Source organism: Streptomyces sp. NPDC058620, assembly GCF_042717135.1.
Classification (GTDB): Bacteria; Actinomycetota; Actinomycetes; order Streptomycetales; family Streptomycetaceae; genus Streptomyces.
The window spans coordinates 1-21230 of the sequence record NZ_JBHXQO010000056.1 but is presented as its reverse complement, the minus strand read 5'-3'; the positions used below and the strand labels follow the sequence as shown (position 1 = coordinate 21230).

Genomic DNA, 21230 nt, shown 5'->3' with positions numbered 1-21230 from the left:
GGCGTGGGTATATCAGCTGACCTCTACGATGATGCTACCCGTCAGTAATAAGACGCAACCCCTCAAGGGGTTGATGTGTCCGATTACTCTTTGCGGCATGTACGGCTATGACCAGAACCCGGGCGCGCAGCAGCAGATGGGCGGCGGCTACGGCGAGCAGCCGCTGTATCCCGAACCCTCGCCGCCCTCCCTGGCGGACGCGGTCCGGGCCTTCACCACGGGCTCCCTGTCCGCGGAGGACTTCCAGCAGATCTTCGCGACCTCCAAGGTCTACTGCCCGCGGGGGGACAACCCGGGCTTCCTGGCCCTGCACAACACCCAGCAGCCGGTGATTCCCATGTTCACCACGCTGAAGGAGCTGCGCCTGTACGCGGGCAAGGAGTCCAAGTACTTCGTGATCACCGGAGCCGAGGTGATCGACCTGCTGCCCACCGGCTACGGCTTCGTCCTCGACATGGAGGGCGATCACCGCATGGTCTTCGACGCCAAGGCCGTGGAGCAGATGGTCGACTTCGCGATGCGCCGCATGTACGGCTAGACGCCCCTGCCGCGCGGACGGCTTGTTGCCGTTCTGAAGGGCCCGCACCCCAGGGGTGCGGGCCCTTCTCGCTGCCCGGGCGGGGCGGGAATGCGTTCCCCCTTGCAGGATGTTCACTATTCAACTAAATTGGAATCAGGACAATCCCGGAGGAGGCTTCCCATGCCTGCAGTGACCGTCGAAAACCCGCTGAGCCTGCCCAAGGTCGTGGCCCAGGGCGACGCCGTGGCCCGTCCCGTGCTCGCGGTCACGACCGCGCCCACCGGGTTCGAGGGAGAGGGCTTCCCGGTGCGCCGCGCCTTCGCGGGCATCGACTACAAGCACCTCGACCCGTTCATCATGATGGACCAGATGGGTGAGGTGGAGTACGCGGCCGGGGAGCCGAAGGGCACGCCCTGGCACCCGCACCGCGGCTTCGAGACCGTGACGTACCTGATCGACGGCACCTTCGTCCACCAGGACAGCAACGGTGGCGGCGGCACCATCGAGAACGGCGACACCCAGTGGATGACGGCCGGCTCCGGTCTGCTGCACATCGAGGCCCCGCCGGAGTCCCTCGTCATGTCCGGCGGCCTCTTCCACGGCCTCCAGCTCTGGGTGAACCTTCCCAGGGCCGACAAGATGATGGCCCCCCGCTACCAGGACATCCGCGGTGGCCAGGTCCAGCTTCTCGCGTCCCCGGACGGCGGCGCGCTGCTCCGCGTCATCGCCGGTGAGCTCGACGGGCACGAGGGCCCGGGGATCACCCACACCCCGATCACGATGATCCACGCCACCGTCCGGCCCGGCGCCGAGGTGACCCTGCCGTGGCGCGAGGACTTCAACGCACTCGCGTACGTGCTGGCCGGGCGCGGCACGGCCGGTGCCGAGCGCCGGCCGGTCCACAAGGGGCAGACCGCCGTCTTCGGCAGCGGTTCCTCGCTCACCGTCCGTGCGGACGAGTCCCAGGACGGCAACACCCCCGACCTGGAGATCGTCCTGCTCGGCGGCCGTCCGATCCGTGAGCCGATGGCGCACTACGGGCCGTTCGTGATGAACAGTCAGGCCGAGCTCAAGCAGGCGTTCGAGGACTTCCAGGCCGGCCGCCTCGGCACGGTGCCCGCCGTCCACGGAATGTGACACCCCGTCCGCCCGTGGGGCGGGGGTGACGGTCCGTCACCCGTACGCCCTCACGGGCGGGCCGCCGCACCCGCACCGTGATCGGGTGGGGAGAGTGCAGACCCAGAAGCCTCTCCTGCCCGACGGTGCGCGCCGGACAGCCGCGTGGTGCGGCGTCGTACTCCTCGTCACCGGTGTCGCCGCGGTAGCCATCTGGCTGTGCATCGTGCTCAAGACGGCGGTCACGCCGGTCCTGCTCGCGCTGCTCGGTACGGCGCTGCTCGGGCCCGTCCACCGCTGGCTGACGGCGCACCGCGTGAACCGTTCCCTGGCCGCCGGGCTGACCTGCGCCGCGCTCGTGGCGGTGGTCGGCGGCGCCGGGTACGTCGTCGTCACGGCGCTCATCGACACCGGTGACCAGATCGTGGACTCGCTCAAGGACGCGGGGCAGTGGATCATCGACCACTTCGGCGTCGCGGACGGCGCGAACGTGGACGACCTCGCCGACAACACCAAGAGCCTCGTCGAGAAGTTCGGCGCCAGCGCGGCGGGCGGCCTGCTCAGCGGGATCAGCCTGGTCGGCTCCTTCGTGGCGGCCGGTGTGCTGGCCCTGCTGCTCACCTTCTTCTTCCTGCGCGACTCCGACCGGGCCGCGAATCTCGCCCACACCATCGCCCCGCGGGGTACCGGCGATCTGGTGGAGGCCGTGGGGCGGCGGGCCTTCGAGGCCGTCGAGGGCTTCATGCGGGGCACCACGTTCATCGCGCTGATCGACGCCCTGTGCATCACCGTGGGCCTCCTGATCCTGGACGTCCCGGGGGCACCGGGCCTGGGGGCGCTGGTCTTCGTCGGGGCCTACATCCCGTATCTCGGGGCGTTCCTTTCGGGCGCGGTGGCCGTTCTGGTCGCGCTCGCCGACCGGGGGCTCGTCATCGCCCTCTGGGCCCTCGGGGTGGTGCTCGCGGTGCAGGTGCTGGAGGGCCACGTCCTCCAGCCGGTGATCCAGAGCCGTACGGTCCAGATGCACCCGGCCATGATCATGATCGCCCTGACCGCGGGCGCCAGCGTCGCCGGCGTCCTGGGCATGCTGCTCGCGGTGCCGGTGTGCGCGGCGGCGTTCGGCGTGATCGGGGAGCTCAGGAAGGGGTACGCGGCCCGGGAGCCCGGCGGTGCCCCCGAGGCCGGCGGCGGCCCGCCGCCGGGCCCGTCCGGGGCGTGAGGGCGACGCGCCCGCCACACGCTCCCGGTCAGGGCGCCGGCCGCTCCTGCGCCTCCAGCAGCTCGAACCAGATCGACTTGCCCTCGCCCCGGGGGTCCACCCCCCAGGTGTCGGCCAGCATCTCCATCAGGACGAGTCCCCGGCCGCTGGACGCCATCTCCCCGGGCCGCCGCTTGTGCGGCAGCTCGTCGCTCCCGTCGGCGACCTCCACGCGCAGCCGCCGCTCGCCCCGTTCCCCGCTCGCCTCCGCGACCATCAGCGCGTCGCCGTCCGTGTGGACGAGCACGTTGGTGGCCATCTCGGAGAGCATCAGCACGGCCGAGTCGACCTGTTCCGGGTCGGTCCAGTCGTGCAGGAGCTCGCGCAGCTGCTGCCGCGCCGCCGCGATCCGTTCGGGTTCGGCCTGGGCGATGGTCATCGCGGTGCGGCGCGGGTGCGCCCGCCGGGCCGTGGGGCCCGCGCGGCGGAGCATCAGGACGGCGATGTCGTCCTCGCGCCGGTCGGCCAGGGACCCGGTCGTGTAGTGGGACGTGGGGCCGTGCACGGCCTGTACGAGGGCGTCGGCCAGCTTCTCCAGGTCCTCGGTCGGCTGCTCCAGGACCGGGCGGAGCCGGTTCCAGCCGGTCGCCATGTCGTGGCCGCCGGTCTCGATGAGCCCGTCCGTGCACAGCATGATCGTTTCGCCTGGTTCCAGGACGACCCTGGTCGTCGGATAGTCCGAGTCGGTCTCGATGCCCAGCGGCAGCCCGCCCGCGGTCTGCCGGATCACCGCGGTGCCGTCGATGCTGATCACCACGGGGTCCGGGTGGCCCGCCCGTGCGATGTCCAGCGTGCCGGTCTCCGGGTCGGCCTCCGCGTACAGGCAGGTCGCGAAGCGCGGGGCGGCGCGTTCCTCGCCGGCGCTCCCCGGCTCCTCGCTGAGACCGGCGAGGAAGCGCGAGGCCCGGGAGAGCACCGCGTCGGGGCGGTGCCCCTCGGACGCGTAGGCGCGCAGGGCGATCCGCAGCTGGCCCATGAGTCCGGCGGCCCGTACGTCATGGCCCTGCACGTCGCCGATGACGAGCGCGATACGGCCGTTGGGGAGCGGGATCATGTCGTACCAGTCGCCGCCGACCTGGAGCCCGCCGCCGGTCGGGATGTAGCGCGCGGCCACGGACATCCCGGGGATGTCGGGCCCGAGGGAGGGCATCATCGAGCGCTGGAGGCCTAGCGACAGCTCGCGTTCGGTCTCGGCGGCCCCGGCGCGGTCCAGTGCCTGGGCGAGCATCCGGGCGACCGTCGTCAGCACGGCGCGCTCGTCCGGCGAGAAGGACACGGGATGCCGGAACCCGGCCATCCAGGCGCCCATCACGTGGCCCGAGGCGACCAGCGGCAGGAAGGCCCAGGAGCGGCGTCCGAAGCGGCGGGCCAGCGGCCAGGTGGCGGAGAAGCGCCGGCGGTACTCGTCCGGCGACGGCAGATAGATCGCCCGCCCGGTCCGTACGACCTCGGCGGCCGGGTAGTCGGTGTCGAGGGGCATGTCGGCGAACGGGTCCTCGTCGCCCACGTTGTGCCCATGGTGCCCGATGATCGTCAGCCGCTCTCCCGCGACGCCGAAGACGGCCAGGCCGTCCGGCGAGAACCCGGGCATCGAGAGGGACGCGGCGACCCGCAGCACCTCCTCGGTGGACCGCGCCTCGGCCAGCGCCCGGCCCGCGTCCAGCAGGAACGCCTCACGGGAACGGCGCCAGTCTCCGGTGATGGCCGTGTGCTCGGCGGTGGAGCCCGGCTGCGGCTCGGCGACCTCCTGGAGGGTGCCCATCAGTACGTAGCCCTCGGGGCCTCCCCCGGGCCGCAGGACCGGCCTCGACCGGCTGCGCACGATACGGAGTACGTAACCCTGCTCGTCCACGATCCGCAGCCGGGCCTCGGCGAGGGTGCCCTCGGCGACCGCGAGATTCACGACCCCGTAGATCTCGTTCCAGTCGACCGGGTGGAACCGGGAGCGCACCACGGACTCTCTGAAGTCGCCGGCCTCGGCGGGCAGGCCGAGGAGCCGGGCCGCCTCCGCGTCGAGCGTGACCGTCCCGGCTTCGTTGTCCCAGCGCCACAGACCGGTCGCGATCGCGGCCAGGACTTCCTCGGTGCGCATTGCCCCACTTTATGAAGATCTGCCCGTGGGACGCCACCGAGGGGGCGGGCGGCCGCCCGGCGGCTCGCGGCCCGGACCCGGCGTCCGATGTGTCCCGGAAGACCTTGAAACGACAATGGCAATGCTGGGGTGCGGACGCGGGCGGTAGCCTGGGGTGGCTGAGACCGCCCTCCGATTCCCCGTCGGTCTCAATCCGCCTCGAATCGCTAAGACTGGATGAACGACGATGCATCGGTACAGGTCCCACACCTGCGGCGAGCTCCGCGCCTCTGACGTCGGCACCGACGTCCGGCTGAGCGGCTGGCTGCACAATCGCCGAGACCTGGGTGGCATCCTCTTCATCGATCTGCGCGACCACTACGGTCTGGTGCAGCTCGTCGCCCGCCCCGGCACGCCCGGCAACGACGCCCTGTCGAAGCTGACCAAGGAGACCGTCGTCCGGATCGACGGCAAGGTCTCCGCTCGCGGTGCCGACAACGTCAACCCGGAGCTCCCGACCGGTGACATCGAGATCGAGGTCACCGAGGTCGAGGTCCTGGGCGAGGCGGCCCCGCTGCCCTTCACGATCAACGCCGAGGACGGGGTCAACGAGGAGCGGCGCCTGGAGTACCGCTTCCTCGACCTGCGCCGCGAGCGCATGCACCGCAACATCATGCTGCGCTCGTCGGTCATCGCCTCCATCCGCTCCAAGATGGTGGCCCTCGGCTTCAACGAGATGGCGACCCCGATCCTCGCCGCGACCTCCCCCGAGGGCGCCCGCGACTTCGTGGTCCCCTCCCGGCTGAACCCGGGCAAGTTCTACGCGCTGCCGCAGGCCCCCCAGCAGTTCAAGCAGCTGCTGATGATCTCCGGCTTCGACCGCTACTTCCAGATCGCGCCGTGCTTCCGCGACGAGGACGCCCGCGCGGACCGCTCGCCCGGCGAGTTCTACCAGCTCGACGTCGAGATGTCGTTCGTCGAGCAGGAGGATGTCTTCCAGCCGATCGAGAAGCTCATGACCGAGCTCTTCGAGGAGTACGGCAACGGCCGCCACGTCACCTCGCCCTTCCCGCGCATCCCGTTCCGTGAGTCGATGCTGAAGTACGGCAACGACAAGCCGGACCTCCGCGCCCAGCTGGAGCTCGTCGACATCTCCGACGTCTTCGCGGACTCGGAGTTCAAGGCGTTCGCCGGCAAGCACGTCCGCGCGCTGCCGGTCCCGGACACCGCAGGGCAGTCCCGGAAGTTCTTCGACGGCCTCGGTGCGTACGCGATCGAGCACGGCGCCAAGGGCCTCGCCTGGGTCCGGGTCGGCGAGGACGGCACCCTGGCGGGTCCGATCGCCAAGTTCCTCACCGAGGCGGACGTCAAGACGCTCACCGAGCGCCTGTCCCTCGTTCCCGGCCACGCCGTCTTCTTCGGCGCGGGCGAGTTCCACGAGGTCTCCAAGATCATGTCCGTCGTCCGCGTCGAGGCCGCCAAGCGCTCCGGTCACTTCGAGGAGGGCGTCTTCCGGTTCTGCTGGATCGTCGACTTCCCGATGTACGAGAAGGACGAGGACACCGGGAAGATCGACTTCTCCCACAACCCGTTCTCCATGCCCCAGGGCGGCATGAAGGACCTGGAGGAGAAGGACCCGCTGGACATCCTGGCGTGGCAGTACGACATCGTCTGCAACGGCATCGAGCTGTCCTCCGGCGCCATCCGTAACCACGAGCCCGACGTCATGATCAAGGCGTTCGAGATCGCCGGCTACGAGGCCGAGACCGTCGAGCGGGAGTTCGCGGGCATGCTGCGCGCGTTCCGCCTCGGCGCCCCGCCGCACGGTGGCATCGCCCCCGGCGTCGACCGCATCGTGATGCTCCTCGCCGACGAGCCCAACATCCGCGAGACGATCGCCTTCCCGCTCAACGGCAACGCCCAGGACCTGATGATGGGCGCACCGTCCGAGCTGGACGAGACCCGTCTGCGTGAGCTGAACATCCAGCTCCGTAAGCCGGTCGCCTCGGCGAAGGACAAGACGGAGAAGTAGCCCGCCGTTGTTCCACGTGAAACAGCCCCCGGTCGTCAGGCCGGGGGCTGTTTCACGTGCGGGTGCGGGTACGCGCGCACAGGAACAGGGGACGGCGGGCGACGCATACGGCCGGATGGCCTGGTTGAGGATGTGTCAGGGGCCGGACCGGCTATGAATGCCACCTGCTACTGCGTCAGTCGACCCACTCAGGAGCCCCTCGCCGTGTCCGCTTCCCGACGCTTGTGCGCCGCCACCCTCACCACCCTGCTCCTCCTCGCCCTGACCGGCTGCTCCACGGAAACGGCCCCGCCCACCGGGGCCCGTGGTGCGGCAGGCTCCCAGTCGATGCCCGCGGCCGGTCGCGCGCAGGCTTCCCGGCCCGCGGAGATTCCGGCGGCCGGGCGCGCGGCGACTCCCCGGCCCGCGGAGATCCCGGCGCTCGGCCCGCGTACCAGGGCCGCGATCCCGGCCACCGCGCGCCAGGCGGTCGTCGTCACGGGCGAGGCCCGCGACTCCAACCAGTCCACCGCCGTCCTCTACGTCCGTGACGCCCCCGCCGAGGGCTGGCGGGCAGCGGCAGGTCCCTGGCCCGCACACAACGGCCTGAAGGGCTGGACGGACCTCCATGTGGCGGGCGACCTCAAGTCGCCGGTCGGTGTCTACACCCTCTCCGACGCGGGCGGGCGGCTCCCCGACCCGGGGGCCCTGCTCCCGTACGACGAGCATCCGCGTTTCGCGATGAGCGGGGAGGGCTTCTACGGGGAGTCGCTCGAAGGGTCCTTCGACTACGTCGTCGCCATCGACTACAACCGCACACCCGGTGTCACGCCCCTCGACCGGGAGCGCCCGCTCGGCGAGGACCGGGGCGGCGGCATCTGGCTCCATGTGGACCACGGCGGCCCGACCCAGGGCTGCGTCTCGCTCCCCGAGGACCGGATGAGGGACCTTCTCCTCGCCCTCGACCCGGCGAAGAAGCCGGTGATCGTGATGGGGGACGCGATGACGCTGCGCCGATGAGCCGCCGGACGGCACACGAGAGGGCCGGGACCGCGCCTGCGGTCCCGGCCCTCTGCCGTCGCGTGGAAGGTGACTACGCGGGCTTCTCCTCCAGGCGCGGGAACAGCACCGCGCCCTTCGTCACCGTCGCCCCGGCGGGCAGCCGGCCCCAGGTGCCCGCGTCCTGCACCCGCTGGTCGGCCAGTGCGCCCAGGGACTCCTCGGCGCCCAGGGACTCCCACAGCTTCTGCGAGGTCTCCGGCATCACCGAGTTCAGCAGGACGGCCACACCGCGCAGCGCCTCGGCGGCGGTGTACAGGATCGTCGCGAGGCGGGCCTGGCCCTCCGGGGACGTGTCCTTGGCGACCTTCCAGGGCTCCTGCTCCGTGATGTAGCCGTTGACCTGCTTCACGAAGTCGAAGATCGCCAGGATGCCGGCCTGGAAGTCGAGCTCCTCGCCGATCTTCTGGTCGGCGGTGGCGACGGCCTTGGCCAGGCCGTCCCGCACGGCCTGCTCGGCGTCACCGGCGGCCGTGGCCTCCGGAAGCGCCCCGCCGAAGTACTTGCCGACCATCGCGGCGAGGCGCGAGGCCAGGTTGCCGTAGTCGTTGGCGAGTTCGGAGGTGTAGCGGGCGGCGAAGTCCTCCCACGAGAACGAGCCGTCGTTGCCGTACGCGATCGCCCGCAGGAAGTACCAGCGGTACGCGTCCACGCCGAAGTGCGAGGTCAGGTCCTGCGGCTTGATGCCCGTCAGGTTCGACTTGGACATCTTCTCGCCGCCGACCATCAGCCAGCCGTTGGCGACGACCTTGCCGGGCAGCGGCAGCCCCTGCGCCATCAGCATCGCGGGCCAGATCACCGAGTGGAAGCGCAGGATGTCCTTGCCGATGAGGTGCACGTCGGCAGGGAAGGTGCTCTCGAACTTCTCCTGGTTGGCGCCGTAGCCGACGGCCGTCGCGTAGTTGAGCAGCGCGTCGACCCAGACGTAGATCACGTGCTTCTCGTCCCACGGCACCGGGACGCCCCAGTCGAAGGTCGAGCGCGAGATCGACAGGTCCTGGAGGCCCTGCTTGACGAAGTTCAGCACCTCGTTGCGGGCCGACTCGGGCTGGATGAAGCCGGGGTTGGCCGCGTAGAACTCCAGCAGCTTCGGGCCGTACTCGCTCAGCTTGAAGAAGTAGTTCTCCTCCTTGAGGAGTTCCACCGGCTTCTTGTGGACGGGGCACAGCTTGGTGCCGTCCTCGGCCTCGATGAGGTCGCCAGGGAGCTTGTACTCCTCGCAGCCCACGCAGTACGGACCTTCGTACCCGCCCTTGTAGATCTGGTCCTTGTCGTACAGGTCCTGCACGAACTCCTGCACACGGTCGGTGTGCCGCTTCTCCGTCGTACGGATGAAGTCGTCGTTCGTGATGTTCAGGTGCTCCCAGAGGGGCTTCCACGCCTCCTCGACGAGCTTGTCGCACCATGCCTGCGGGGAGACGTTGTTCGCCTCGGCCGTACGCATGATCTTCTGACCGTGCTCGTCCGTGCCGGTGAGGAACCACACCTTCTCGCCGCGCTGACGGTGCCAGCGCGTGAGCACGTCGCCTGCGACGGTCGTGTAGGCGTGGCCCAGGTGAGGAGCGTCGTTGACGTAGTAAATGGGGGTCGAGACGTAGAACGCCTTCGACTCCTGCTTCTCGGTTCCAGTGGCCGCCATGGTCGAAATCCTAACGGCCCCCGGCTGATCCACTCGCACGGAAAAATGCCGGGGACCATCCGGGCGGCGCTTTTCGATCGCGCGTTCTATTTGGTGGAGTGGGAGTACGACGACGGCGGTGCCCGGCCACTGGGGCGGGCACCGCCGTGACGGTGTGGGTGCGTGGATCAGCTGCCGGTGACGTCCTTGCGGGCGGCGGTCCAGGCGGGGAGCGCGGACAGGATCTCCCGGTAGAACGTGGCGTCCGGGACCTCGCGCGGCGCCGGCCCGGCGTGGAAGAACGCGGCGTTCTCGACGTCGAGCCTGCGCAGGAAGTCGAAGCCCTTGGCGTCCTCGTCACCGAAGGCGACGAACTGGAAGAACAGCGGCAGCCGTGCCGCGTCCGCCAGGGCCTGGCGGGCGGCCTGCTTGGCGTCCGGCGGGCCGTCCGTCTGGAAGATCACGAGGGCGGGACCGGTGGCCCCCGACTTCTCGTAGTGCGCGACGATCTCCTCGACGGCACGGTGGTAGTTGGTGCGTCCGAGGCGGCCGAGCCCGGCGTGCAGCTCGTCGATCCGGCCTTCGTGGGCGGTGAGGTCGATCGCCCCGGTGCCGTCGATGTCGGTCGAGAAGAAGACGACGGGGACGGTGGCGTTCTCGTCGAGGTGCGCGGCGAGGGCCAGCGTGCGGTCGCCCAGGTGCTGGGCGCTGCCGTCCTTGTAGAACGGCCGCATGGACCCGGACCGGTCGAGCACGAGGTAGACGGTGGCGCGGAGCCCGGTCAGCCCGTGCTCCTTGAGCCCGGCCTGCGCCGCCTTGTAGGAGTCGACGAGCTGGGGCGCGCGGGACTTGACCCGGGCGAGGGCTACGGCGGGCTTGGCGGCGGCGGTGGCCGCCGGGGCGTCGGCGGCGGGCTCGGCGGCGGGCTCGGCGACGGACTCGGCCACCGGATCGGCGACGGACTCGGCGGCAGGCTCCGGGGTTACCCCTGTGGCCGGCTCTGTGGCCGGCTCCGGGAGGGCCTCGGTCTCGGCGGCCGGCTCGGGCTCGACCTCGGCGACGGGCTCGGGGGCTGCCTCGGGGGCTGCCTCCTGGGCCGGCTCGGGGGTCGGCTCCGGGGTGAGCTCCGTCTCGGCGGCCGGGACTGCGGCGGATTCCTGCTCCGGCTTCGTTTCCGGCTCCGGCTTCGTTTCCGTTTCCGGTTCCGGGTCCAGGTCGAGCGTGATCGGCTCCGGCTTCGCCTCGGGCTCGCTCGCGGCGGCGGCCGGCTCGGCCACCACCTCGGATACGGCCTCCGCTTCCGCGACGGGCTCCGCCACGGTCTCGGCGGCCGGCTCGGCCACCGGCTCCGCGACAGGCGCCGGCTTCGTGTCGGGGGCCGAACCCTGGGCCGGGACCGTGGGCGTGGCGGCGGGGGCGGACGACGAAGCGGCGGCCGCCTTGTCGAAGGCGGCCGCCACCAGGTCCGAAGCCAGTCCGCTCTCCCGCGAAGAAGCGGAGGCGGAGGCGGAGGCGGAAGTGGAGGCGGAAGCGGAGGGAGAGGTCGAGGGGGAGGTGGAGGGAGAGGAGGAAGCCGGGGCGGGCACCGACGCCTTCACGGCCGGTGCGGGCTCGGCCGCCGAAGTCGTCTCCGGCTCCGGCTCCGTGGGCTGGGTGCGCTCGGCCTGGGGCGGGACGGTGGCCGTGGCCGACTCGTCCTGCTCCGTGCGGCCGAACACCTTGCGCAGCAAGCTCCGAATGCCCATGGGCCAAGCCTTTCGCGTGAGTTGGGTGCGGTATATGTCCGCCCTGCGGAAATTGATCCCTGGCCAGGGCGGATACGTAAGGTTAGCGGCCGGATCCGGCCGTTCGTCGGCACGGCCCGCCCCGGGGACAACTGAGCCTCAACCGAGCCCCAACCGAGGCATTGGCGAATTCCGGCCACCCGGGGAGAGCAGCGGTGGCCCGGACTTCACCCCCCGTTCACCGGGAGTCCCTCGTACCGCGTGAATGCGCACCTACCGTCACGCAGGACACACAGATGGAGGGAATCCACGTGCGCAATCTGCTGCCGCTCATCAGCTCGCATCCGGGCGGGCGCTCTGGGCTGACCTGCCGCTACCGCTGCGGCGACGCCTGCTTCCAGGAGATACCGAACACCAGCGACAACGAGTACGCCGGCGATGTCATCGCCGGTGCCCTGTCGCGCCGGTCGATGATGCGTGCCGCCGCCGTGGTGACCGTTGCCGCCGCTGCCGGGACCGCCGCCCTCGCCGGTCCGGCCGCCCCGCAGGCCGAGGCCGCCGCTCTCGCCGGGCCGGGCGGTTCGCCGAAGTACCCGCACAAGCCCGGCCTTTCGGGCGCACGTGGGCTGCGCTTCGCGCCCGTGGCCCCCAACAAGGACGACAAGGTCACCGTTCCGGACGGCTACGAGCAGAACCTCGTGATCCGCTGGGGCGAGCCGATCCTGCGCGGCGCCCCCGCCTTCGACCCGGACCGTCAGACGGCGAAGGCGCAGGCGGGCCAGTTCGGTTACAACGTCGACTTCCTCTCGCTGCTCCCGCTCCGGGGCGAGCGCGGCCGCCAGGTCCTGGTCGCCAACCACGAGTACACGGACGAGAACCTCATGTTCCGTGGTTATGATCCGGCCAATCCCACCCGTGAGCAGGTCGAGATCGCGTGGGCGGCGCACGGACTCTCCGTCGTCGTGGTCCAGGAGGAGCACCGCACCGGCAAGCTCGGTGCCGTCGGCCGCCACCCGCTGAACCGCCGCCTCACCGCGACCAGCGAGTTCCGGGTCACCGGCCCGGCCGCGGGCAGCCCTCTGCTGCGTACGTCCGCCGACCCCTCCGGCCGCAAGGTCCTCGGCACGCTGAACAACTGTGCGGGCGGCACCACGCCGTGGGGCACCACGCTGCACGGCGAGGAGAACTTCAACCAGTACTTCGCCAACGGTTCCAGCCCCACCGACAAGCGGTACGGCATCGGTTCGAGCACCACCGAGCGCAAGTGGGAGCGTTTCGACAAGCGCTTCGACGTCGCGCAGGAGCCCAACGAGCCGCACCGCCACGGCTGGGTCGTCGAACTCGACCCGTTCGACCCGGATTCCACCCCGCGCAAGCGCACCGCGCTGGGCCGGTTCAAGCACGAGGCGGCGCAGCCCCGGCTGACCTCCGACGGGCGTCCGGTCGTCTACATGGGTGACGACGAACGCTTCGACTACTTCTACAAGTTCGTCTCCAGCAAGCAGATGAAGAAGGGGAACTCGCGGGCCGCCCGCGAGCACAACCTGACGCTGCTGGACGAGGGCACGCTGTACGTCGCCAAGCTGACCGGTGACTCCCCGGCCGCCGAGTTCGACGGCACGGGAAAGCTGCCCTCCGACGGCGAGTTCGACGGCAGCGGGGTGTGGATCCCGCTGGCGACCGGCAACGTCTCGCACGTGCCCGGCATGACGGCCGAAGAGGTGTACGTCTTCACCCGGCTGGCCGGTGACAAGGTCGGCGCCACGAAGATGGACCGTCCCGAGGACGTCGAGCCGTCGCCGCGCACCGGCCGCGTCTACATCGCGCTCACCAACAACACCGACCGGGGCAAGGCGGGCAAGGCCGGCGCGGACGAGGCGAACCCGCGCAACCTCAACAAGCACGGCCAGGTCCTGGAGCTGGCGGAGCACTGGGACGACCCGGCGGGCGACGGTTTCGCCTGGCGGCTCTTCCTCGTCGCGGGCGACCCGAACGACCCCTCGACGTACTTCGCCGGTTTCCCGAAGGAGAAGGTCAGCCCCATCTCCTGCCCGGACAACGTGGCCTTCGACGACCACGGGAACCTGTGGATCTCCACGGACGGCAACCAGCTCGGCTCCCACGACGGCCTGTTCGGTGTCGCGACGCAGGGCGAACGGCGCGGTGAGCTGAAGCAGTTCCTCACCGTCCCGACCGGCGCCGAGACCTGTGGCCCGGTGATCCAGGACCGCCGCGTCCTGGTCGCGGTGCAGCACCCGGGCGAGATCGACGGCGCGACCGTCGACAAGCCGGCGAGCAGCTGGCCGGACGGTCCGGGGAAGATCGTCCGTCCGTCCGTCGTCGCCGTGTGGCGCAGGGACGGCAGGGACATCGGCGTCTGATCGCGCCCTGCTCCACTGCCCCACCCGGCACGGTCGCTGACGGGCGCCGTACGGGCGGACCAAAAGTCCGCTTGTACGGCGCCCGTGCGCGTGCGCCGCATTAGAGTCGGTCCCATGGTTTCCGGTGAGGCACCGCAGGCGGAGGGCAGCGTCCGTGTCGACGTCTGGATCTGGTCGGTCCGGCTGACGAAGACCCGGTCGCAGGCCGCGGCCGCCTGCCGGGCAGGTCATGTGCGGGTCAACGGTGAGCGGGCCAAGCCCGCACAGGCCCTGCACACCGGTGACGAGGTACGGCTCCGGCACGACGGCCGGGACCGGGTCGTGGTCGTGTCGAAGCTCGTGAAGAAGCGGGTCGGCCCTCCGGTGGCGGCCGAGTGCTTCGTCGACAACAGCCCGCCTCCGCCGCCGCGCGAGATCGCCCTCCAGGTCCCGGTCCGCGACCGCGGTACGGGTCGCCCCACCAAGCGCGACCGGCGGGAGATGGAACGCCTTCAGGAACGGGGCCCCGGGCCCGGCCGGTGACCGGTCACTCTGTGTGTTTCACGTGAAACACACAACCCGGCCGAAGGTGTCCTACGGCTGGGGCGAGGCGATCGCCCTGGCCGCCGCCACTTCCTGACGGAGCGGCTCCAGCACGCTGTCCTCGTCAACCGGCAGCTCGGCCCGCACCTCCACCAGCTCCTCGCTCGACCGCAGGCCCTCCGACAGCTCCCGCAGGTGCTGCTCGATCGCGGCCACCTCGTCGGCCCGTGGCTCCGCGGCCCCGTGGTTGATCCGGACCCGGGCCGCCGTCGTCGCGTCCACGATCCGTTCGACGGCGACGACCAGCGGCCACCAGGCGGCGGCGCGTGCTCCGACGGGAGGCGGTTCCGTCAGGGCACGCTGGAACTCGGACCGTACGGCCGACAGGTCGCGGTAGAGCCGGCGCCTGGCCCGGACCCGTTCCGCCTGGTCGGCGTCGAGGCCGTCGAAGGCGCACGCCACATAGTCGGCGATGTCCGTCACCGCGTCCGCGAGCCGGGAGCCGATCCGGGTGTGCCAGCTCTCCGGCCAGAGCAGATAGCCGGCGACGAGCACGATGGCGCAGCCGATCAGGCTGTCCAGGAGCCGTGGCTGGACCAGAGCGATGCCCTGGTGGTTCAGCAGGTCCGAGAGCAGCAGGATGACCGGGGTGATGGCCGCGGTCTGGAAGGCGTAGCCCTTCGCCGTGAGCGCCGGGATGAGCGCGGCGAGCACCACCATGACCGGCACGTCCCACCACCCGATGGGCACCTCGGCCAGCACCGGAGCCGCGATGACCAGCCCGGCCGCCGTGCCCACCGCGCGCAGCACGGCGCGGGAGAAGACCGAGCCGAAGTCCGGCTTGAGGACGAAGGTGACGGTCAGTGCGACCCAGTAGGAGCGCTCCACGTCGATCAGCGAGGTGAGCGCCTGGGCCAGACCGATGCAGAGGGCCAGGCGCAGCCCGTACCGCCAGGACGTTCCGGAGAACAGCACACTGCGGGTCGCCCGCCGGATGCGTACGCCGAGTGCGGCGGGCCGTCCGAGGCGGTCGTCCACGTTGTACGGGTCGGGCTCGGCCTTGTGGACCACGGCAGCCGCATGCCGCAGGGCACTGTCCACGGCGCGTGTGGCGGGCGATTCGGGGTCCGGGAGGTCGAGCACCGGTGCGCCGCTACGGCTCTGTTCGACATCGTCCGCCAGCCCGCGCACCGCCGCCGGAATCAGGCCGGGCAGCGGGCGCCGCGTCAGATGGACGGCGGGCGCGGCCTCCACGAGCGGGATGACGACGTTGAGCTGGGACAGCAGCCGCACCATGGAGGCACTGCGCCCGTGATAGCGCGCCCGACGTGCCAGGACCAGGTCGTAGGAGGCGTTCAGTGACTGGGTGACGTCCTGGCGGCGCTCCTCGTAGGCGGGCGTGCCGGCGGCGGCCAGCAGGTCGGCGATCGCCCGGTAGGTGCCGGCCACGGCGACCCGTTCGGGGAGCTTTCCGCGCAGGGGCCAGGCCAGCAGCGTCAGGACGAGTACCACCAGGCCGCCGAGCGTCAGCAGCAACGGCGCCACCCACCAGGGGTCCGGCATGGGCAGCCCGGCGCCGACCACCGAGTTGAGCAGGAGCAGCAGGCCGGAGACCGAGGCCACGGCGCCGATCGTCGACATCATCCCGGAGACCAGGGCGATGACGGTGAGCACGGCGACGGCCGCCCAGCCGGTGCCGAAGACGAAGGTGCCGAGCATCATGCCCAGCGCGCCGAAGAGCTGCGGTACGGCGATGTTGAGGATGCGCATCCGGTAGGCGTCGGCGGTGTCGCCGATGACACCGGACAGAGCGCCCATCGAGACGAGCGCGCCGTACGTCGGCCGGTCGACGGCGAAGCCGACGGCGAGCGGGGCGGCCAGCGCCACGGAGGCCCGTACGACGGCGGCCCAGGGGACCGGGGTGGGCTGCGGGCGCAGTCCGCTCAGCAGCCAGGGCGGCGGTGCCGCGCGTTTCCGTTCGGCGTCGGCCCCGGCCACTGTGTGCCCCCTCCGTACGTCCCCGCCGCGGCCCTGTGCCGCCCTGGGCGTCCGTGCTCAGTCAGCTCTCGTAGTTCTCGACCTCTTCGGCGGGCCTGACCTTCGCCGTTGACGGGTCCTCACCGAATTCACTGAGGGCACGGCGGCGGCGCAGGAGGTCCCAGCACTGGTCGAGCTGGACCTCCACCGTACGCAGCCGGGCCTTCTCCTCGGCGGAGAGGCCCATCTTCGCGGTGGAACGGTCGCGCAGGGCCCGTTCCTCGGTGATCAGCTCGTCGATGTTGTCGAAGATGTCCTGGTCGGCCATGACGCCTCTCTCGATCGTGGGGGAGTGTGGTCGCTCGCCTGGTCGTCGCAGGGCCGGGAGTGCGGTCAGAGCACGAAGAGGGTCTTTCCGCGCGCACCGCCCGCACGGTTCTCGGCGAGCGCGTGCGGCGCCTTCTCCAGCGGCAGCTCGACCTCGACGGGCACGCTCAGCGCACCGTTGGCGGTCGCCTTCGCGAGGGTGGCGAGCAGGACGGCCGTCGGGGCCAGCCGGAAGTCGGCGCACCTCGTCCCGGCGGGGGCGGTCGCCGGACCGGCGGCGCCCCGGCTGCTGAGGGCGACGCCGCCCCTGCGTACCAGCGCCGCATGGGCGGCGAAGGCGGCCGGGTCGGCGGAGGCGAGGTCGACGAGCGCGTCGACGCCGTCCGGGCACACCTCGCGCACGGCCGCTTCGAGGGCCCCGGCCCCGGCCGTCGTGTCGATGGTGGCCGCGGCCCCCAGCGCACCCATCCGGGTCCGCTCGTCACCGCGTACCGCCGCGAGAACACGCACGTCACGGGCGGTGGCGAGCTGGGTCAGACAGCTGCCGACGCCGCCTGCCGCACCGATGAGGAGCAGTCGCCCGCCGGGGCGTACCGCCGCTGCCTCCAGGAGCTGTGCGGCGGCCATCCCGGCCGAGGGGAGTGCGGCGGCGATCCGCGACGGCAGGTCGTTCGGGGCCAGGACGATCACGGAGTCCTGCGGCACGGAGACGTACTCGCAGTACGTTCCCGTCCCCAGCGCCGCCGTCGCGACCCGGCCGAGTACCGGGTCGCCCACCCGGAAGGGGTTGTCGCCGCTGCCGATCTTGTCGACCCTGCCCGCGAAGTCCACGCCGATGACCAGCGGGAACACCTGCCGCTCCGGATCGCCCCAGGCGCCGTCGGCGGTCTGCCAGTCATACGGGTTGAGGGCCGCGTACTCGATCTTCACCCGCACCTCGCCCGCCGCCGGTTCAGGCTTGGGAACCTCCACGAGACCGGGCTCCGCGCGGAACGCGCTGACGGCGATGGCTCGCATGCGGAAGACCTCTCAGTCGCCCCCGACAGTCACGATTCCCACTCTCGCCCGGCCCACCTGGGAGCGCACGTCGGACCTCCCGGCCCTCAGCGGACAGGCGGGCCCGCCTGCCGGGGCCGGGGCGTCCGGCGTGCCAGTAGCACCCGTGCCACCATCGCGCCGACGGCCAGCACCGCGCCGACGAGGAGCACCACCCACACCGTCGTCCGCAAGGAGGCGGTCAGCGCGTCGAACACCGCCGCCGCCCCGTCCCGGTCGCCGCCCGGCACCTCGTCCAGCACCCGGTCGCGGCCGACCGCGACCAGCACCCGCAGCACGAGTGCGCCGAGCACCAGACCCGCCCCCGCGACCGAGGCGGCGAACAGCGCGCCCCGCAGACCTCGCCGCACCGCCGCCACCCCCACCACCAGGACGAGCAGCACGAGTGTGCCGACCGCGGGCCAGACACTGCAGTACCGCAGCCAGCCGATGCGGCCGCGCAGTTCGTCCGCGCGGTCGGCCGAGAGCAGGGTGATCTCGGTGCGCTGGACGGGGATCTGGTCCGCGAACGGCACCCCGTCGTTGACGAGCCCCTGCTTGACCTGCTGGATCACCGGCGCCAGGTCGATGGTCACGGCCTCGCCGCTGTCCCCGTCCAGCGCCTCGGTCATCGTCTCGTGGGAGGTCCGGTTGGCGAGGTCCCAGGCGTTCTGGAACGCCTGGGTCGTCGTGAAGGACTGCACGGCGCCGCGCAGCAGCTCCTCGACGGCGCCCTGGAGCAGCCCCACGTCGAGCCGATTCATCGCCTCGTCCGTGATCAGGTCGGCCACGGTGCTCTGCACGGCGGGGTCGGAGGCGAGCGGGGAGAGGGCGGCGACATACCGGTCGGTGTCGTCGATCTCCAGATCGGCCCAGGCCGCCAGGGCGCTGAGGGGCACCAGAACGCCGAGCAGGACGAGCATGACTGCCGACAGGGTCACGGAGAGGTAGGTGCGCACACGCTCAGGGAATCCCGTACGGGGGCGGGGCGCCCCGGGCCGTACGCCATTCGAGTTGCCGGGCGGCGCGGTCGGGTGTGCCCTGGAGGAACGGGGGCGAGGGAAGGAGCTCTCCGCCATGGCCACACACGCAGCCATGCCGTCCCGCGGGTCCCATGGATCCGGCACACGGACGACGGCCCGGCACCATGGTCCGCTCGCCTGGGCGGTGCCGCTGGCACTGGGCGTGATCTTCGGTTTCTACGCGGCGTTCATCGAGCGGGACGGCGGCCCGGTCACGGGCGGCCAGGTCGTGCTCGGACTGGTCTCCGGAGTGGTGTTCGCCGCGCTCTGCTTCGTCCTGGGCCGCTACCGGCACGTGCTGCCGCGTGAACTGCGGGCGGCGGCGTTCGGCGCCCTGACGGCCTGTGCGATCGGATTCCTGACGAGTCTTACCAATACGAGTGTGCTGCGGTCCGCTGTCATGGGAGCGTTGGTGGGAGCCGGAGTGTTCTGCGTCGCCTTCTACGTCTATTACACGCGGGAGGACTGAGGGACTGAGCGCGGGAGGACTGAGCGCGGGAGGCATGTCCGACCGCGGCCGCGACCGCCGGAGCGTTCTGGCGGTCGCCCTTCGCCGTCCTCCTCCCCCACCGGCCCGCACCAGACCTTCCCACCGGCCCCCTCGAACCGACAAGGACTGGAACATGACGACGGAACTGGCCATCGAGACCAACGGGCTGGTGAAAACCTTCGGGGACAACCGTGCGGTCGACGGCGTCGACCTCGCTGTCGCGCCCGGCACGGTCTACGGGGTCCTCGGGCCGAACGGCGCCGGGAAGACCACCACCGTACGGATGCTGGCGACGCTCCTGCGCCCGGACGGTGGCGAGGCGCGGGTGTTCGGCAAGGACGTCGTGAAGGACGCCGACGCCGTACGCAGCCTGGTCAGCCTCACCGGGCAGTACGCCTCCGTGGACGAGGACCTGACCGGCACCGAGAACCTCGTCCTGCTCGCCCGGCTCCTCGGGCACGCGAAGCCCGCGGCCCGTGCGCGCTCCGCCCAGTTGCTTGAGGCGTTCGGGCTGAGCGAGGCGGCCGGCAAGCAGGTGAAGAACTACTCGGGCGGTATGCGCCGCCGTATCGACATCGCCGCGTCCATCCTGAGCACCCCGGACCTGCTGTTCCTCGACGAGCCGACGACCGGGCTCGACCCGCGCAGCCGCAACCAGGTCTGGGACATCGTGCGGGCCGTCGTCGCCCAGGGCACGACGGTCATGCTGACCACCCAGTATCTGGACGAGGCCGACCAACTGGCCTCCCGGATCGCGGTCATCGACCACGGCAAGGTCATCGCCGAGGGGACGAAGGGCGAGCTGAAGGCATCGGTCGGCGCCGGTTCCGTACATCTGCGGCTGCGGGATGCCGACCAGCGCCCCGAGGCCGTGCGGGTGCTGTCCACCGCGCTCGACGCGACCGTGCAGCTCGACCCGGACCCGGTCGCTCTCACCGCCCGGGTCAACGGACACGGCACCGAACAGGGTGCCGCCGAACAGGCCGCACGCGCCCTCGCGGAGCTGGCCCGCTGCGGGATCACCGTGGACAACTTCTCGCTGGGACAGCCCAGCCTCGACGAGGTCTTCCTCGCGCTCACGGACAAGAAGGGTGTGGCGGCATGACCACCACGACGGACAGGACCGGGCTGCCCGAGGACGCCGCGCTCGCCGCGCCCGACGCGGAGAGCCTGGCCGCCCTGCTGGTAGGCCAGGAGAGGCCGCCGAGGCCGAGCGCGCTGTCGGCGTCCCTCACGTTCGGGTGGCGGGCCATGCTGAAGATCAAGCATGTGCCGGAGCAGCTGTTCGACGTGACGGCGTTCCCGATCATGATGGTGCTGATGTACACGTACCTCTTCGGCGGTGCGCTGGCCGGTTCCACCGAGGAGTACATCCAGTTCCTGCTGCCCGGCATCCTGGTGATGAGCGTCGTGATGATCACGATGTACACGGGCGTCGCGGTCAACACCGACATCACCAAGGGCGTCTTCGACCGCTTCCGTACGCTGCCCGTCTGGCGGCCGGCGGCGATGGTCGGCTATCTGCTCGGCGACGTCCTGCGCTACGTGCTGGCCTCGGCGGTGATGCTGGCGGTCGGCATGATGATCGGCTACCGGCCGGACGGCGGACCGGTCGGGGTGCTGGCGGGTGTGGCCCTGCTGGTGGTGTTCTCGTTCGCGTTCTCGTGGATCTGGACCATGTTCGGGCTGATGCTGCGCACCGAGAAGTCCGTGATGGGCGTCAGCATGATGGTGATCTTCCCGCTGACGTTCCTGAGCAACGTCTTCGTCGACCCGAGCACGATGCCGGGCTGGCTCCAGGCGTTCGTGAACAACAGCCCGGTGACGCATCTCGCCTCCGCGGTACGGGAGCTGATGGCCGGTGAGTGGCCCGCGACGGAGATCGCCTGGTCGTTGGGGTGGTCGGCGCTCTTCGTGGTGGTGTTCGGCTCGGTGACGATGCGGCTCTACAACCGCAAGTGAGGGGCCGCTCCAGCGCTGTGACGAGCGGTGGGGCGGTCCAGGTCGCACACCACCGGGGCCGGGCACAGACTTGAAGGGGCGGGGATTTGATCCACGCGACGCGCAGGAGGGAGGGGCGGCCGGCATCATGCCGGCCG

The 21230-nt window shown here is 71.1% G+C and carries 17 protein-coding genes; 10 read left to right on the top strand and 7 right to left on the bottom strand.

Annotated elements, in window-relative coordinates; genetic code table 11:
* Positions 1 to 97 precede the first annotated feature (97 nt).
* From ACFWSK_RS31500 to ACFWSK_RS31490, 3 genes are all read left to right on the top strand, one after another.
* Positions 98 to 538, top strand: a complete 441-nt coding sequence (locus ACFWSK_RS31500) for an SseB family protein (protein WP_185299800.1) — start codon at positions 98 to 100, stop codon at positions 536 to 538.
* Positions 539 to 700: 162 nt separating this feature from the next.
* The gene (locus ACFWSK_RS31495; RefSeq protein WP_383793637.1) at positions 701 to 1657 is read left to right on the top strand and encodes a pirin family protein; all 957 of its coding nucleotides are present in this window, start codon (positions 701 to 703) and stop codon (positions 1655 to 1657) included.
* A 94-nt stretch (positions 1658 to 1751) separates the two neighbouring features.
* Complete coding sequence (locus ACFWSK_RS31490) at positions 1752 to 2855, top strand: AI-2E family transporter (RefSeq protein WP_383793633.1); 1104 nt, start codon at positions 1752 to 1754, stop codon at positions 2853 to 2855.
* A gap of 28 nt (positions 2856 to 2883) precedes the next feature.
* Here the strand turns inward: ACFWSK_RS31490 and ACFWSK_RS31485 are convergent, their stop codons facing one another.
* The gene (locus tag ACFWSK_RS31485) at positions 2884 to 4986 is read right to left on the bottom strand and encodes a SpoIIE family protein phosphatase (protein WP_383793630.1); all 2103 of its coding nucleotides are present in this window, start codon (positions 4984 to 4986) and stop codon (positions 2884 to 2886) included.
* Between the two features lie 226 nt (positions 4987 to 5212).
* Here ACFWSK_RS31485 and aspS point away from each other — a divergent pair, with 226 nt between their 5' ends.
* A complete protein-coding gene (aspS, locus tag ACFWSK_RS31480) occupies positions 5213 to 6997 on the top strand; it encodes an aspartate--tRNA ligase (RefSeq protein WP_383793627.1) in 1785 nt (594 codons plus the stop codon).
* 204 nt (positions 6998 to 7201) lie between these two features.
* On the top strand, positions 7202 to 7996 hold the full coding sequence (locus ACFWSK_RS31475; RefSeq protein WP_383793624.1) for a L,D-transpeptidase family protein: 795 nt from the start codon (positions 7202 to 7204) through the stop codon (positions 7994 to 7996).
* 73 nt (positions 7997 to 8069) lie between these two features.
* Here ACFWSK_RS31475 and metG read toward each other — a convergent pair whose 3' ends face one another.
* Positions 8070 to 9674, bottom strand: a complete 1605-nt coding sequence (metG, locus tag ACFWSK_RS31470) for a methionine--tRNA ligase (RefSeq protein WP_383793621.1) — start codon at positions 9672 to 9674, stop codon at positions 8070 to 8072.
* A 167-nt stretch (positions 9675 to 9841) separates the two neighbouring features.
* The gene (locus ACFWSK_RS31465; RefSeq protein ID WP_383793618.1) at positions 9842 to 11398 is read right to left on the bottom strand and encodes a VWA domain-containing protein; all 1557 of its coding nucleotides are present in this window, start codon (positions 11396 to 11398) and stop codon (positions 9842 to 9844) included.
* A gap of 290 nt (positions 11399 to 11688) precedes the next feature.
* On the opposite strand from ACFWSK_RS31465, the gene ACFWSK_RS31460 reads away from it, so the two are divergent.
* Positions 11689 to 13758 carry a PhoX family protein gene (locus ACFWSK_RS31460; RefSeq protein WP_383793685.1) on the top strand — a complete coding sequence of 690 codons (2070 nt, stop codon included), beginning with the start codon at positions 11689 to 11691 and terminating at the stop codon, positions 13756 to 13758.
* 114 nt (positions 13759 to 13872) lie between these two features.
* Positions 13873 to 14280: an RNA-binding S4 domain-containing protein gene (locus tag ACFWSK_RS31455; protein ID WP_383793615.1), complete on the top strand. Its 408-nt coding sequence runs from the start codon at positions 13873 to 13875 to the stop codon at positions 14278 to 14280.
* 51 nt (positions 14281 to 14331) lie between these two features.
* Here ACFWSK_RS31455 and ACFWSK_RS31450 read toward each other — a convergent pair whose 3' ends face one another.
* The 4 genes from ACFWSK_RS31450 to ACFWSK_RS31435 all read right to left on the bottom strand — a co-directional run bounded on the left by ACFWSK_RS31450 (position 14332) and on the right by ACFWSK_RS31435 (position 18578).
* On the bottom strand, positions 14332 to 16278 hold the full coding sequence (locus tag ACFWSK_RS31450; protein ID WP_383793612.1) for an FUSC family protein: 1947 nt from the start codon (positions 16276 to 16278) through the stop codon (positions 14332 to 14334).
* Between the two features lie 61 nt (positions 16279 to 16339).
* Positions 16340 to 16585, bottom strand: coding sequence for a DUF2630 family protein (locus ACFWSK_RS31445; RefSeq protein ID WP_383793609.1), 246 nt, complete (start codon positions 16583 to 16585; stop codon positions 16340 to 16342).
* Between the two features lie 65 nt (positions 16586 to 16650).
* Complete coding sequence (locus tag ACFWSK_RS31440; protein WP_383793606.1) at positions 16651 to 17601, bottom strand: NADP-dependent oxidoreductase; 951 nt, start codon at positions 17599 to 17601, stop codon at positions 16651 to 16653.
* An 86-nt stretch (positions 17602 to 17687) separates the two neighbouring features.
* Complete coding sequence (locus ACFWSK_RS31435; protein ID WP_383793604.1) at positions 17688 to 18578, bottom strand: hypothetical protein; 891 nt, start codon at positions 18576 to 18578, stop codon at positions 17688 to 17690.
* Between the two features lie 118 nt (positions 18579 to 18696).
* On the opposite strand from ACFWSK_RS31435, the gene ACFWSK_RS31430 reads away from it, so the two are divergent.
* From ACFWSK_RS31430 to ACFWSK_RS31420, 3 genes are all read left to right on the top strand, one after another.
* Positions 18697 to 19110 carry a hypothetical protein gene (locus ACFWSK_RS31430; protein ID WP_383793601.1) on the top strand — a complete coding sequence of 138 codons (414 nt, stop codon included), beginning with the start codon at positions 18697 to 18699 and terminating at the stop codon, positions 19108 to 19110.
* Between the two features lie 154 nt (positions 19111 to 19264).
* Positions 19265 to 20236, top strand: coding sequence for an ATP-binding cassette domain-containing protein (locus tag ACFWSK_RS31425; protein ID WP_383793599.1), 972 nt, complete (start codon positions 19265 to 19267; stop codon positions 20234 to 20236).
* Positions 20233 to 21093, top strand: coding sequence for an ABC transporter permease (locus ACFWSK_RS31420; protein ID WP_383793596.1), 861 nt, complete (start codon positions 20233 to 20235; stop codon positions 21091 to 21093). The genes ACFWSK_RS31425 and ACFWSK_RS31420 overlap by 4 nt, the downstream gene beginning before the upstream one ends.
* Positions 21094 to 21230: the final 137 nt, after the last annotated feature.

Bases quoted from the DNA above. Each gene is read 5' to 3' on its own strand.
- ACFWSK_RS31420 (WP_383793596.1), top strand. From the start codon at position 20,233: ATGACCACCACGACGGACAGGACCGGGCTGCCCGAGGACGCCGCGCTC.
- ACFWSK_RS31445 (WP_383793609.1), bottom strand. From the start codon at position 16,585: ATGGCCGACCAGGACATCTTCGACAACATCGACGAGCTGATCACCGAG.
- ACFWSK_RS31500 (WP_185299800.1), top strand. From the start codon at position 98: ATGTACGGCTATGACCAGAACCCGGGCGCGCAGCAGCAGATGGGCGGC.
- ACFWSK_RS31495 (WP_383793637.1), top strand. From the start codon at position 701: ATGCCTGCAGTGACCGTCGAAAACCCGCTGAGCCTGCCCAAGGTCGTG.
- ACFWSK_RS31425 (WP_383793599.1), top strand. From the start codon at position 19,265: ATGACGACGGAACTGGCCATCGAGACCAACGGGCTGGTGAAAACCTTC.
- ACFWSK_RS31485 (WP_383793630.1), bottom strand. From the start codon at position 4,986: ATGCGCACCGAGGAAGTCCTGGCCGCGATCGCGACCGGTCTGTGGCGC.
- ACFWSK_RS31430 (WP_383793601.1), top strand. From the start codon at position 18,697: ATGGCCACACACGCAGCCATGCCGTCCCGCGGGTCCCATGGATCCGGC.
- ACFWSK_RS31440 (WP_383793606.1), bottom strand. From the start codon at position 17,601: ATGCGAGCCATCGCCGTCAGCGCGTTCCGCGCGGAGCCCGGTCTCGTG.
- ACFWSK_RS31465 (WP_383793618.1), bottom strand. From the start codon at position 11,398: ATGGGCATTCGGAGCTTGCTGCGCAAGGTGTTCGGCCGCACGGAGCAG.
- ACFWSK_RS31455 (WP_383793615.1), top strand. From the start codon at position 13,873: ATGGTTTCCGGTGAGGCACCGCAGGCGGAGGGCAGCGTCCGTGTCGAC.
- metG (WP_383793621.1), bottom strand. From the start codon at position 9,674: ATGGCGGCCACTGGAACCGAGAAGCAGGAGTCGAAGGCGTTCTACGTC.
- aspS (WP_383793627.1), top strand. From the start codon at position 5,213: ATGCATCGGTACAGGTCCCACACCTGCGGCGAGCTCCGCGCCTCTGAC.